The organism is Planktothrix sp. PCC 11201, assembly GCF_900009135.1.
Lineage (GTDB): Bacteria > Cyanobacteriota > Cyanobacteriia > Cyanobacteriales > Microcoleaceae > Planktothrix.
The window spans coordinates 139,593-153,249 of sequence record NZ_LT797688.1; the positions used below are offsets into that span (position 1 = coordinate 139,593).

Genomic DNA, 13,657 nt, shown 5'->3' on the forward strand with positions numbered 1-13,657 from the left:
AATATAATATTGATCAATGCAACAACCTCCTAAAAATTCCCTATTTCCAGTTGTGAAAACCTATGATTCCGCAAAAACTGACCCTAAAAAATTTCCTCAGTTATCGAGAAGCCACCCTAGATTTTAGTGGATTACATACCGCCTGTATTTGCGGTTCCAACGGGTCGGGAAAATCATCTTTATTAGAAGCAATGGCTTGGGCAATTTGGGGGGAAAGTCGGGCAGAATCAAAGGATGATATTATCTATATGGGGGAATTAGAAACCCAGGTTGATTTTATATTTATTAGTCAGGGAAACTTATATCGGGTAATTCGTAACCGTCGCCGTGGTCAATCAGGAGCCTTAGAATTTCAAGTAGCAACCACCGTTTTACAAGAAATTGAAGATTTAGATCAAATTAAGTTTCGCACCCTCACAGAAAAGGGAATAACTGTCACTCAACAGAAAATTATAGACTACTTAAAACTAGATTATGATACCTTTACTAATTCCGCCTATTTGCGTCAGGGAAAAGCGGACGAATTCATGATCAAACGTCCCGCCGAACGGAAAGAAATTCTGGCGAATTTATTAAAACTAGATCAATATGATGGCTTATCGGATCAAGCTAAAGATTTAGCCAAAAGTTATAAATCCCAAGCCGAAATCCTAGAACAAACCTTAACCAATAATCAAGTCCAAATTGACCAAAAAAGTCAACTGGAACAGGAAATAATTCAACTCCAAAATACCATTGATCAGCTTCAGGAAAAACAAGCCCAAGACCGAGATCACTATCAACAACTACAAGCCCAACAACATCATCGTCAAGCTTGGGAAAAATTATTAACTGGACAACAACAACAGCATCAAACCTTTGCTCAAGATTATCGCAGATTACAACAGGAATTAACTACAACTCAACAGCAAAGTCAAAAATTAGAAGCAGTATTAAAACAAGAAACGGAAATTCAAACCGGATATACCCATTTTCAAACCCTACAAACTACAGAAGAAACCCTATCCGTTCAATTCAAAATCTATCAAGATTCCCAACAACAACGCCAACACTTACAAGAACAACAACGCCAACATCTCAACACCCTACAACAGCAAATTCAGGGGCTACAAGCTCGTTTAGAAGCCTTAACCCAACAGGAACAAGACTACTCCCAAATTTTAAGCCAAAAATCCGATATTGAGACAGGATTAGAACAGTTACAAGCCGCTCGAAATCGTTTAACTCAGTTTGATCAATTGCAATTAGAAGTTACTCCAATTTTACAACATCGTCAACGGCTACAAACGGAGTTAGATCGCGCTCAATCTCGTCAACAAGCTCGGTTAGAGGAATTAAAAACCTCCGTAGGAAAATTGCAACGGACTCTCAACCATCATCGCCCCCAATTAGAACAACAATCCCAAACCATTGCCAATCAAATTGTTGAACTAGATAAGAAGAAAGTGTATCAACTCAGAGTCAGGGAAAAAGGACAAGAACGCCATAGTTTTATTGACCGCTTGAATACCGTTAAACGGGATTATGAAGAAAAATTAGGGGAACTGGATCAGAAAATTCAACTGTTATCAAAATCGGAATCTGAAGCACTCGAAACTGAAGAATTACCGTTATTGCGATCGCAATTTCCCCCCTGTCCATTATGCGATCGCCCCCTAGACGAACATCACTGGAATTTAGTGATTTCTAAACAACAAAACCAGCAACAGGAATTCAGAAATCAAATTTGGGTAATCCATGAACAGTTAGTCGTTGCTGATCGAGAACTTAAAATATTACAGGAGGAATATCGACAAATTCAAGAGGATTTATTACCCTATCAAGAATTGCGAGAACAACGGGGAAAAATTCAAGCTCAGTTAGAATCTTTAGATCAAGATGAACAACAATTACAACAATTAATATTAGAAGAAAAAGCCGTTCAAACAATTTTAGAGACAGGTGACTATGCGACGGATTTATATGCAGAATTACAGGATTTAGAACAGAAATTAAGCCAACTAAATTATAATGAACAAAGCCATGCGTTAGCTAGGAATGAGGAAAAACGCTGGCGTTGGGCGGAAATTAAATATAGTCAAATTCGAGATGCTCAGGATAAATCAACGAAAATCCAGACTCAAAAACCAGAATTAGAAACCAAAATTCAAACCTTAACCCAAACCTTAACCGAACAAAAAAATAACTCTGAAATACAACAAAAAATTATTGCTTTAGAGCAGAAAATTAGCCAAATGGGTTATAATGTAGAGGAGCATAATCGTATTCGTGCAGAACTGCGTCAAGCTCAAATTTGGTTAACTAGAACCGAACAACTCAACCAAGCCAAACAACAATATCCCATCCTGCAACAACGCCTTCAAGAGTTAGAAACCATCACCCAAGAACGGGTTAAAAATTTACAAGCCATTCAAGAACAAATTGAACTCTTACAACAGCAACTCAAAGATACCCCCGACCCCACGGAAGCCCTAAAACAATTAGATCAATTAATTCAACAACAACGACTAAAATTAGATTATTATTTAGGGCAATTTGGCAGTTTACAACAACAACAAACCCAACTCGATCAGTTAAATACTCAACAAACGGAACTCAAAACCCAATTAGACACCACCCGCCGTCAATATCGGGTTTATGATGAATTAGGAAAAGCCTTTGGTAAAAATGGGATTCAAGCCCTGATGATTGAGAATATTTTGCCCCAATTAGAAGCAGAAACGAATCAAATTTTATCTCGATTATCTGCTAATCAACTCCATGTGCAATTTGTCACCCAACGCACTAGCGGGCGCGGGGGTAAATCCTCAAAAAATACTCCTAAAATGATTGAAACCTTAGAAATTTTAATAGCAGATGCGCGGGGAACTCGTTCTTATGAAACCTATTCCGGGGGGGAAGCCTTTAGAATTAATTTTGCCATTCGGTTAGCCCTAGCTAAACTATTAGCACAACGGGCTGGAACTTCTCTACAAATGTTAATTATTGATGAGGGCTTTGGAACTCAAGATGCTGAAGGTTGCGATCGGTTAATTGCGGCGATTAATGCGATCGCGTCTGATTTTGCTTGTATTCTCACCGTCACCCATATTCCTAGTTTAAAAGAAGCTTTTCAAGCTAGAATTGAAGTTCATAAAACTAGCCAAGGTTCTCAAATTTACCTCTCAATTTAAGATGTCCCAACGATAAATTAAACATTAGTTGTTGTTCGTTGTTGGGCTTTAGCCCCTCCAGAAAGCGCTAAAGCTCAACAACAAACTTACGATTATTAGGTCTGTTTAAATTGCATAGAGCAACTCATAAACCTAGTTTATTATCAAGTTATAAAATTACATTAGAAACTTGACAATCATCAAAATAATAATTAAAATATCAGTATATAGCTTATTTTTTAAGAACAATGGCAACCTCAATCGCCAGTTTCAAAATAACCTGGGAACCCCTTCCCGATGATTTTATTTTACCGGATGATCCTGTGGATAATATTAATCAACCTGCATTAGCCGCCGCCTTAACAGATAGTTTACAAAATGCGGGAAAACTCCCCCCTAATAGTTTAACTCCAACCAATTATGGAATTTGTGCAACGGTTAATGACAAAATAGTCATTAAAGCCCCAGACTGGGCATTTATTCCAGAAATTCGAGTTCCCAGAACCGATATTCAACGCAGTTATACCCCGCAATTACAAGGGGATATTCCGCTTTTAGTCATAGAATTTCTGTCTGATACCGAAGGCGGAGAATATTCGATTAAATCAACCTATCCTCCGGGGAAATGGTTTTTCTATCAAACGATTTTGCAAGTCAAGTATTATGTAATTTTTGAGCCACAGCAGGGCATTTTAGAAGTCTACGTTTTAAATGAAAATGGAGAATATCAGTTACAAACTGCTAATGCTAATAGCCGTTATTTTATCCCCGAAATGAACTTATATTTAGGAGTTTGGCAAGGAACTCGAGAAAACAGAACCGGATATTGGTTGCGATGGTGGGATGAAAGCGAAAGCCTATTATTATGGGGATTTGAATTAGCAGAAATTGAACATCAACGGGCGGAAAGATTAGCTGCACAATTACGAGCAGCAGGTATTGAACCCGAAGTTTAATTAAACTGAATGGCTTGGAGAAAATTGATCGGATGTCTGAATATTATCCCCGAAATATGATCGGTTATGGTCGCCATACCCCCGATCCAAAATGGCCGAATCAAGCCCGAATTGCGGTACAATTTGTGATTAATTATGAAGAAGGCGGCGAGAATTGTGTTCTACATGGCGATCAATCTTCCGAAGCTTTTTTATCAGAAATTATTGGGGCTGAACCCTTTCATGGACTGCGCCATTTAAACATGGAATCGATTTATGAATATGGCAGCAGAGCGGGGTTTTGGCGGCTGTATCGGCTGTTTACCCAACGTCATATCCCCGTGACCGTTTATGGAATTGCCATGGCCTTAGAACGCAACCCAGAAGCCGTTGCAGCCATGTTAGAGGCGGACTGGGAAATTGCTAGTCATGGTTATCGCTGGATTGATTATAAATATTTTGATGAAGAAATGGAGCGGGAACATCTACAAAAAGCGATCGCCATTCATACCAAAGTTACCGGAAATTCTCCCCTGGGTTGGTATACCGGACGCACCAGTCCCCATACCCGCAAATTAGTCGTAGAAGCTGGAGGATTTTTGTATGATGCTGATAGTTATGCCGATGATTTACCCTATTGGATTTATGATTATGGAAAGCCCCATTTAGTGATTCCCTATACCCTTGATAATAATGATATGCGATTTGCTACCAATCAAGGGTTTAACTGTGGTGATCAATTTTTTACCTATTTAAAAGATGCCTTTGATTTGTTATATTCAGAGGGAGAAACCGCACCTAAAATGATGAGTATTGGGTTACATTGTCGTTTAGTAGGTAGACCCGGACGGGCGGCGGCATTGGCTCGATTTTTAGATTATATTCAAAATCATGATCACGTTTGGATCTGTCGTCGGGTTGATATTGCTAATCATTGGTATGAGTATAATAGACCCATACCCGAAAACGACGGTCAATGATTAATCAATTTTAACTTAAAAAATATTATGACAGACACAACTGTTACTCTCGATAATAATACCTTTGTGTTTTTATTGGGAACCGATAACAATGATACCATATTAGGAGGGGTAGAAAATGACTTAATATTAGGACTTTCTGGGAATGATTTTTTATCGGGAAATTTAGGTAATGATTGGTTAAATGGAAATCTGGGTAATGATGCAGTTGTCGGAAATGAAGGCAATGATACCCTTTATGGAGGGCAAAATAATGATGTTTTAGATGGTCGAATTGGAGATGATTTACTATTTGGAAATTTAGATAGTGATGACCTAACCGGAGATGGGGGAAATGATACCTTATTTGGCGGTCAAGGAACAGATATTCTGCGAGGAAATGATGGGGATGACTGGTTATATGGAGATAAGGATAATGATACTTTAATTGGAGGGTCTGGACGCGATCGCTTTATCCTAGCGAATAATTCAGGAAGCGATACTATCAATGACTTTACCCAAAGTGAAGATATAATTAGTTTAACTGGAGGGTTAACCTTTGCCCAATTAACTTTAGTTTCTGATCTGAATAATACCCTAATTCGTGTTACCAGTAGTAACGAAATATTAGCCACATTAATTGACGTTTCTGCGAATAGCTTAAATAGCAACGATTTTAATATCCTATCTTAAATTTAACCATGTCTCAACAGATATACCCCCTTAATATTAATATTCATCCCCAACTGGAAAAATCCCTAGGCTATCATTCTAACAATCGATGGGTAGCTTGGTATTGGGAATCTGATATTGAACAAGCATTCTTTACCGATGGTCAAAATTTAGGAACAACTTCGGCTTTATCTTGGCAAATTTTATTACAACATCCCAATATTAGTTCCAGTTTACAACAGTATTTCCCTGACCCGAATCAGCAATATGGGTTACTTTTAGATCGAAAAAACCGTAACCTTTATATCGCAGAGGGAAAACTGATTCAAAATTTATTAGAACAACCCGATAGTCTGAATTTACTTGCTTGTTTAGAGAATCAGAATCAGTCGTTTTCTAATATTAAATATCAATGGAATCAAATCACCCATAATCCTTTACTGTTAAATCTATTAAAATGGGTTCCCTTAACTGTTGGTGTTATTTTTGTCACTATATTAGGCTTAAAAACCGTATCTTCCCTAATTCCTAAAGTCGAACAGCAATTAAGATTAACTCCCCCTTCTCAACCAATTGTAGCTGGAAATCAAACCTGTGGAGTCGGAGGATCTGATGATTTTAACCATTATGTGATTAAAACATCCCAGTCAAAAGAACTACATTTAATTGGAGTCTATGAAGCCGATCCTAATCATAGTGGAAATCAACGTTCTCCGGGTACAATTTCCGTTAACATTAACCGTCAGAATCAACCCATAATATTAGCTTTATCATCCTATGAACCCGTCACCTGGAAACTGGATATTAAGCCCGGGGTTATAATTGAAAAAATAATTTTAAATGGATATTATGATCAAAATATTATCGGGGTTTCGGGAATTCCAATTGAGGAGTATAGTCAAGAAGGAACCCGTCAAACTTTAGGAAATTTTCCCTATCAATGGAATAGTGTTTCTTCCACTCTGATTAATCAACTTCAACAAAAAACAGGACTTGAAATTACCGCCTTTCAAGGTTGTTATCGGGGCACAGATTTCAAAATAGATTAAATATGGAATAGGAATCAGTCAATAAATCAACTCTTACACTGATAACTGGTAGGGGCGGGTTCTGTGATATCTTTGTTAATTACCTAAATCTCGATGAACCCGCCCCTACAACTAAAAATCATTGTTTTTGTTCAACTCCAAAACCCACTAATAATACGGTTTCTAAGGGGTGATCATCTATCGGTCGTTGATAATTAATAATCCGACGAATTCTTAACTTTGGATTAATTAAAGTAATCGAATCGACCGAAACAACACTGGTGTAGGTCGTTTTCATTAACAATTCCCGGGTTTCCGTATGGTAGCGAAAATGAGAGACCATCGGTTTCGCTTCCTCATAGGCTTTGTCCCGCAGATAATCTCCTTCAATAATCGGGAAATCTAATTTTTTAGGGACAAAAAGAATATTTAATTCCTGGGAAACCTCATCCCCTTTTTCTGAAACCGTTTGAAACGCCAGTCGATATCCGGGGAGAGTCTGTAATTCTAAATTTGTTGATAAACGGTGATTATCTTCTAAGACTTTGGCTTTAGCCCCATTGTCTAGGGGATGAATCACAAATTCGGTATGCGATCGCTCAACTTCCCGATAACTTAGATAATGATAGGTACGTTCTGTGATCCATTGACCCACACAATGATCGAAAAACTCCTGGAATTGTCCAATCGACATAATGAATATCACTCCTCTTAAATCATCTTTGCAACAGTTTTTAACATTTTTTAGCAAAAATCCCTAGTGATTCTAAGATCTAAACTAAATTATCCTGTTGATGAACTCCTGTGATTGACCCGGAATGTTTAGCCTATAGCGTCGGCCATGCAGGGGAAGGTGTCTGTCTGTTGGTGCGGATAGGATCTCATCGCATTCTATTAGATTGTGGTATTCAGGACATTTCACCCCTATTAGCATCCTCAGATCAACCCCTGGCCGACTTGGTTCTCTGTTCCCATGCCCATGCGGATCATGCTCAAGGTTTACTCGCCTTTCATCAGGCATTTCCAGAAATTCCCATCTATGGGAGTCAGGTTACAACCCAACTGTTAGTCCTCAACTGGCCAGACTGGGAACCCGATCCCCATATCCCCCTATGTCACCCCTTACCCTGGGATTCTCCCGTTGAAATCCAGCCAGGACTCAGTGTTACCTTGTTTCCGGCGGGTCATTTACCCGGGGCGGCGGTAATTTTAATCAATTATGTAACACCCGAACGCAACTATAAACTAATTTACACCGGAGATTTTTTTCTCTCCAATTCTCGCCTAGTCGAAGGCTTACCCCTGGGGGAGTTGCGCGGACTCAAACCCGACGTTTTAATCCTAGAAGGCAGTTATGGAACGGCGCGCCATCCCCATCGTCGTCAACTGGAAAACCAACTAGCAGAACGCTTATATCGGGCAATAGAAGCCCAATATTGCCTCCTCCTGCCGACACCAACTTTGGGGTTAGGACAAGAATTGTTGATGTTGCTTCGCAGTCACCATTATTTTACCGGGCGAGATCTCGATATTTGGGTTGACGGCAGTGTCGCCACCGGATGTGATATTTACCTGCAACTCCTGCCCCATTTCCCCGCCAGCGTTCAGAATTTTGCCCAACATCAGCCCCTATTTTGGGATGACCGGATTCGCCCCAGAGTCCGACGACTCACCCCGGAACACCGCTCCCAACTCGGTCAAACGCCCTGTATTGTTCTCACCGATGAATCTGCCGATTGGAATTCCTATTGGGCCGATTCCATCCTGCCTTGGATGTTATTTTTACCCCAAAAACCCGGCCAAACCCTCGATATTATTCTGACTCCCGAATCGGAAGAAACGGGCTTTAGTCCCTGTATACCAAAGGTTGAAACCTATTTCATCTCGGAACATTGTGACGGCCCTGGGACAACCCAACTGATTCATAACCTGCGACCCCAACATATTATTTTTGTTCACGGATCTCCCACCTATTTAGGGGATTTGACCAATTTAGAAGAACTCAGAAACCGCTATCAACTCCATACCCCCAACCCCGGAACCCTTGTCGAGTTACCCATTGGAGAAACCTTCATCCAGCCGCCCCTGGCTGAAATTGAGTATGAGGGGGAGATTGCCGAGTTTGAAACTCAAATTCACATTACCCTTCCCCCAGGGTTAACCACCGATCCGCGCTGGTTAGGTTTTGCCGATACGGGGTTAGTAGAAGCCCGATGGCAAGGGGAAGAATTAGTATTGCGGGGGATTTCCCAACGGGAGTTCCTGAGTCAAGGCAGCGATCGCCCCATTCCCCGAGATCTCGATTGTTGTGGGAATTGCCAATACTATCGGGGACAACGCTGTTGGAATCAATCCTCGGCTCTTTATAGCTTCAAAGTCACCTCCGATGGTTACTGCCCAATGTTTGAATCCATCGAAAGGATTTAATCGGTTAAATTAAGTTTAAAATAGATTAAGTTCTTAATATTTCCCATGAAAAAATCAGTCTTGTCTATCGGTCAAATTTCCGGTTTTTCTATATTGTTAACGGCGATTATATTTGTTAGCAGTCTATTAGGATTAGTGCCTTCAGCTTTGGCTAATACTACTTCTGTGTCTCCAATCATAGCTAGTATATTTTCTTTTTCTGGAAATCGACCCACAAACCTCGGCATTAAACAAGAAAAATTTGCCCCCTGTCCCACTTCTCCCAATTGTGTTTCCAGTCAAAGCCTAGATGCCCAACATCAAATTGAACCGTTTACCTATCAAGATACTGCTAAAAAAGCCTTTGAAAAGCTTAAAACAATTCTTGAAAATACTGAAAATGCCAAAGTTATTACGGCTGAAACAAATTATATTTACGCCGAATTTACTTCAGATTTGATGGGATTTGTGGATGATGTGGAATTTTATTTAGACGAAAAAGAGGATTTAATTCAAGTGCGTTCTGCCTCTCGTTTAGGGGAATCAGATTTAGGAGTAAATCGGAAACGAATTGAAGATATCCGAGCCAAATTTCAATTGTAGTAAGCCCTTCAGGGCTTTCTTAAACCATTAATCCTCAAAAAAACAAAATCCCCTACAAAAATTGTAGGAGATTTTAAAATTAATCAGATGTTTTTAAGAATGTCCTGAATAATTAGACTCTCTAATTACAGAGCATTACCGCGAGGTAGCACTTCTTCAGGGAAAATAAAGTTTTCGTGGGGTTGATCCGCAGGAGCCATCCAAGCCCGCAGACCTTCATTTAACAGAATGTTCTTGGTATAGAACGTTTCAAATTCAGGATCTTCCGCCGCCCGTAATTCCTGGGAGACGAAATCATAAGCCCGTAGGTTCAGTGCTAAACCCACAATCCCGATGGAACTCATCCACAAGCCCGTGACGGGCACAAACAACATGAAGAAGTGTAACCAGCGTTTGTTGGAAAAAGCAATCCCGAAAATTTGTGACCAGAAGCGGTTGGCGGTCACCATCGAATAGGTTTCTTCCGCTTGAGTTGGTTCAAAAGCCCGGAACGTATTGGCTTTGTCTCCATCTTCAAACAGAGTATTTTCCACCGTCGCTCCGTGAATAGCGCACAACAGCGCACCACCCAAGATTCCCGCCACTCCCATCATGTGGAAGGGGTTCAGCGTCCAGTTATGGAAGCCTTGCAGGAACAGAATAAACCGGAAGATTCCAGCTACCCCAAAGCTAGGGCCAAAGAACCAACTAGACTGACCCAAGGGGTACATCAGAAATACACTGACGAACACCGCAATCGGCCCAGTAAAGGCAATGGCGTTATAGGGACGAATACCGACTAAACGGGCAATTTCCAACTGACGCAGACAAAAGCCGATCAGGGCAAAAGCACCGTGGAGGGCAATAAAAGCCCATAAACCGCCCAGTTGACACCAGCGAGTGAAATCCCACTGAGCTTCCGGCCCCCAGAGGAACAGCAGGGAATGTCCCAAGCTGTTGGCGGGGCTACTGACGGCGGCGGTGATGAAATTGCAGCCTTCTAAATAAGAGCTTGCTAAACCGTGGGTGTACCAGGAAGTCACAAAGGTTGTTCCAGTTAACCAGCCACCGAGAGCTAGATAAGCACAGGGGAACAGCAGAACTCCTGACCAACCCACGAAGACGAAGCGATCGCGTTTGAGCCAGTCGTCGAGGATGTCAAAGGTGCCTCTCTCAACCTGCGGTCTTTCGACTGCAATAGTCATGGACAAAAATCTCCGAATATATAATTACAAGTCGTAAAGGGATTAGGACTCATGTTAAGCATCTCTCATCTGCTATAGCAGAATCTGAGAAATTTTATGAGTACCGTTAATGTTTCTTTACGTCTGTTGACATTATAGAGGTAAATCTTCAGTTGATCAACTCCCCAGCCACCAGAATTCAAAAAAAATCCCACAACAACCCAAAACCCTGTTTCTGACCGACAAAAACAGGGTTAAATCTCCGATCCCATCAGGAGGGCTGTTATTTTTGATATAGCAGGGAACAGGGAATGGGGAATGGGGAATAGGTGGAAAAAGACTTCAATTCAGGCAGTTTGGGCGGTTGGTCAGTCCTCGGCGATAATTTTGGGGACTTTGAAATAGTCTCCTTCCTGTTCCGGGGCGTTCGCCAGAATATCATCTCGTTGGGGATAGGATTCTAACTGATCAGGTCGAGTAATATTACTCAACTCAATAGCCCGGGTCATGGGAGCTACCTGGGATGTATCGAGTTCGTTTAATTGCTCAAAATAATCTAAAATTTCACCCAGTTGAGTCGTAAATTGTTCTTCTTCCTGGGGTGTTAGCTCCAGTCGAGCCAAAAAAGCAACTTTAGAGACTTGTTCACGATCAATAGTCATGTTAAATCGAGCTTAAGGTAGGTTAGCAAACCGGTGATTGATTGAAAAGTTTAGTTAAAAATAGATATCGATTTTGCTTCTTCCGGTAACTTTCAGCCAATTTTGGGCTTCAATATAGTTATTCGGGGCTAAACGAATTGCCCTAATCCAATATTCCGCCGCTTGCTTAAATTCTTCTTCTGCGGTGTCTTCGTCTCCCGCTTCCTTGGCTTTTTCCCCCTGATAATGGTAAATCACCGCAATATTATTCAAAGCCTGGGGCATTCGGGGATTTAACTCGATCGCTTGTTGATAATATTCCAACGCTTCTTCATGTTCTCCATTGCTGGCATGAATTAAGCCCATATTATAAAGGACAAAACTCCGATCATAGGGATCTTCCTCTAAGGTTAAGGCTTCCTGGTAGTTTTCTAAGGCTTCTGCATATTCTCCGTCCGCCTGGGCTGACATTCCATCCCGATAATAGGCAAATGCTTCCTTAGCTTTTTTATTGGTAGGCAGCACCTTCAGAATCATATCTGCCATAACCGTAAAGGTTTTATCAATAAAGTTATCGTTACGTTGTGATCTGGGCATAAAATTTTAATCTCCAAAGTTTAAGGCGGGAAACTCCATAATTTTAGGGAAGTTCCAGCAACAGCCTATCGCCTAATCTTACCTTAATCAGTTATCGGTCATCAGTTATCAGTGTCTGTACCATTAATTAAATGTAGAGACGCGCCATGGCACGTCTCTACGGGGAATCCGTTAACGGTCAAAGGTTAAGGGTCAACCGTTAACCCAAACTAATGCAATGTTGCGTTAGCTTTGTGGAAAACAGGATAGGATTTGCGGATTTTGTGGGTCACTGGAGAGGCTAATACCATAATCTTCTCCATCAACCAGGGGGCAAAACGGTTGCACCAAACGGCTAAATGGCTTTGCCATCCGACCAAGATTTCCGAGGCATCTTTATCGATCCCAGCCACTAACACCTTAGCGACTTGTTCGGGGGTCATGGGGACGACCCAACGGAATAATTGCAAGTCCCGGGTCATATCCGTGTCCGTTAAGGTGGGCAATAGAGCCATAACCCGAATATTGTAGGGGGCTAATTCTTGGCGCAGCGCCTCTGTAAACCCCAAAATCGCGAATTTAGTCGCCGAATAGGTGGACATCGTAGGGGCGGCAATTTTGCCCATCAAACTCGATACATTAATAATGGTTCCCGATTGGCGGGTGGCCATGCGTCGAGCGATAACGTGAGTAATGGTATACAACCCGATTAAATTCAAGGAGATTTCCTCCTGAACATCTGGGAGTTTGGATTCTAAAAACGGCTTTTGGTGGGCAACACCTGCACAATTAATCAGAATTTCAATTGGCCCGTGAGAACGCCAAGCCTGGGCGATCGCAATATGAACTTGAACCGATTGGGTTAAGTCCAGGGCTAAGGTAATCACCTCTACGCCCATCGGCTCTATTTCTGTGGCTAATTCTGCCAGTCGTTGACGATCGCGTGCCACTAGAATCAGACGTTTAACTCCATTTTTGGCAAATTCTAAGGCAATTGCCCGGCCAATTCCACGAGAAGCCCCAGTAATTAGGGCTGTTTTTCCTTGAATGTTCATTGCAAAAACCTCCTGTTGAGGAGGAATTCGGTGCGACGGGGCGGGGTTCACCCACCCGTTTGAGTCGGGATTTTTTCATCCCAAGCGACCCTGACATCCTTTTATGCGCACCGATATTCCTCTATGCAGCGTGTAAAAAATCTGGGAATGCTAAAAATTTGGTGTCATGATTGTAGAGATTACTAATGGGTCATGATTAGACAACAGACCAGGCTATCTTTTTTCCTTAATTCCTGGTTAACAGAGCAACATTGATTTCAAGCATGGCTCAACTGTCTCCTCAATACGAGCGTTCATGGAAAGACCCTCTATGCACAATCTAGCAAGTCGATCAACAAGTTGCAACATTTTTTAATAAATTTGTCGTAATATTTCTTAACAATAGGGAATAGGGAACGGGGAATAGGCAATAGGCAATAGTTTGCTCCCCTACTCCTCCTACTCCCCCTACCTCCCCTACTCCCCCT

The 13,657-nt window shown here is 41.3% G+C and carries 12 protein-coding genes; 7 read left to right on the forward strand and 5 right to left on the reverse strand.

All coding sequences use genetic code 11. The annotated features are described in order from the left end of the window. Positions 1–62: 62 nt before the first annotated feature. From sbcC to PL11201_RS01590, 5 genes are all read left to right on the forward strand, one after another. The gene (sbcC, locus tag PL11201_RS01570) at positions 63–3,173 is read left to right on the forward strand and encodes an exonuclease subunit SbcC (RefSeq protein WP_079676902.1); all 3,111 of its coding nucleotides are present in this window, start codon (positions 63–65) and stop codon (positions 3,171–3,173) included. Between the two features lie 227 nt (positions 3,174–3,400). Continuing rightward, complete coding sequence (locus PL11201_RS01575) at positions 3,401–4,108, forward strand: Uma2 family endonuclease (protein ID WP_079676903.1); 708 nt, start codon at positions 3,401–3,403, stop codon at positions 4,106–4,108. A gap of 32 nt (positions 4,109–4,140) precedes the next feature. After that, positions 4,141–5,067, forward strand: coding sequence for an allantoinase PuuE (puuE, locus tag PL11201_RS01580; RefSeq protein ID WP_079676904.1), 927 nt, complete (start codon positions 4,141–4,143; stop codon positions 5,065–5,067). 27 nt (positions 5,068–5,094) lie between these two features. Then, entirely contained in the window at positions 5,095–5,739 is a 645-nt protein-coding gene (locus PL11201_RS01585) for a calcium-binding protein (protein ID WP_079676905.1), read from the forward strand. Positions 5,740–5,747: 8 nt separating this feature from the next. Beyond that, positions 5,748–6,767 (forward strand): hypothetical protein, encoded by a 1,020-nt coding sequence (locus PL11201_RS01590; protein ID WP_079676906.1) that lies wholly within the window; start codon positions 5,748–5,750, stop codon positions 6,765–6,767. A gap of 118 nt (positions 6,768–6,885) precedes the next feature. Here PL11201_RS01590 and PL11201_RS01595 read toward each other — a convergent pair whose 3' ends face one another. Then, entirely contained in the window at positions 6,886–7,440 is a 555-nt protein-coding gene (locus PL11201_RS01595) for a phycobiliprotein lyase (protein WP_079676907.1), read from the reverse strand. Positions 7,441–7,550: 110 nt separating this feature from the next. Here PL11201_RS01595 and PL11201_RS01600 point away from each other — a divergent pair, with 110 nt between their 5' ends. Then, a complete protein-coding gene (locus PL11201_RS01600; protein ID WP_234996590.1) occupies positions 7,551–9,173 on the forward strand; it encodes an MBL fold metallo-hydrolase in 1,623 nt (540 codons plus the stop codon). A gap of 45 nt (positions 9,174–9,218) precedes the next feature. Beyond that, entirely contained in the window at positions 9,219–9,755 is a 537-nt protein-coding gene (locus PL11201_RS01605; RefSeq protein ID WP_079676908.1) for a DUF1499 domain-containing protein, read from the forward strand. A gap of 125 nt (positions 9,756–9,880) precedes the next feature. Here PL11201_RS01605 and psbD read toward each other — a convergent pair whose 3' ends face one another. From psbD to PL11201_RS01625, 4 genes are all read right to left on the reverse strand, one after another. Continuing rightward, entirely contained in the window at positions 9,881–10,939 is a 1,059-nt protein-coding gene (psbD, locus tag PL11201_RS01610) for a photosystem II D2 protein (photosystem q(a) protein) (RefSeq protein ID WP_079676909.1), read from the reverse strand. Between the two features lie 347 nt (positions 10,940–11,286). After that, the gene (gatC, locus tag PL11201_RS01615; RefSeq protein ID WP_079676910.1) at positions 11,287–11,580 is read right to left on the reverse strand and encodes an Asp-tRNA(Asn)/Glu-tRNA(Gln) amidotransferase subunit GatC; all 294 of its coding nucleotides are present in this window, start codon (positions 11,578–11,580) and stop codon (positions 11,287–11,289) included. A gap of 54 nt (positions 11,581–11,634) precedes the next feature. Further along, positions 11,635–12,156, reverse strand: a complete 522-nt coding sequence (locus PL11201_RS01620; RefSeq protein WP_079676911.1) for a photosystem I assembly protein Ycf3 — start codon at positions 12,154–12,156, stop codon at positions 11,635–11,637. Between the two features lie 209 nt (positions 12,157–12,365). Next, positions 12,366–13,190, reverse strand: a complete 825-nt coding sequence (locus PL11201_RS01625) for an SDR family NAD(P)-dependent oxidoreductase (protein ID WP_079676912.1) — start codon at positions 13,188–13,190, stop codon at positions 12,366–12,368. Between the last annotated feature and the right edge of the window lie 467 nt (positions 13,191–13,657).

Coding starts and splice junctions, on each gene's coding strand:
- sbcC (WP_079676902.1), top strand. CDS start 63: ATGATTCCGCAAAAACTGACCCTAAAAAATTTCCTCAGTTATCGAGAA.
- PL11201_RS01575 (WP_079676903.1), top strand. CDS start 3,401: ATGGCAACCTCAATCGCCAGTTTCAAAATAACCTGGGAACCCCTTCCC.
- puuE (WP_079676904.1), top strand. CDS start 4,141: ATGTCTGAATATTATCCCCGAAATATGATCGGTTATGGTCGCCATACC.
- PL11201_RS01585 (WP_079676905.1), top strand. CDS start 5,095: ATGACAGACACAACTGTTACTCTCGATAATAATACCTTTGTGTTTTTA.
- PL11201_RS01590 (WP_079676906.1), top strand. CDS start 5,748: ATGTCTCAACAGATATACCCCCTTAATATTAATATTCATCCCCAACTG.
- PL11201_RS01595 (WP_079676907.1), bottom strand. CDS start 7,440: ATGTCGATTGGACAATTCCAGGAGTTTTTCGATCATTGTGTGGGTCAA.
- PL11201_RS01605 (WP_079676908.1), top strand. CDS start 9,219: ATGAAAAAATCAGTCTTGTCTATCGGTCAAATTTCCGGTTTTTCTATA.
- psbD (WP_079676909.1), bottom strand. CDS start 10,939: ATGACTATTGCAGTCGAAAGACCGCAGGTTGAGAGAGGCACCTTTGAC.
- gatC (WP_079676910.1), bottom strand. CDS start 11,580: ATGACTATTGATCGTGAACAAGTCTCTAAAGTTGCTTTTTTGGCTCGA.
- PL11201_RS01620 (WP_079676911.1), bottom strand. CDS start 12,156: ATGCCCAGATCACAACGTAACGATAACTTTATTGATAAAACCTTTACG.
- PL11201_RS01625 (WP_079676912.1), bottom strand. CDS start 13,190: ATGAACATTCAAGGAAAAACAGCCCTAATTACTGGGGCTTCTCGTGGA.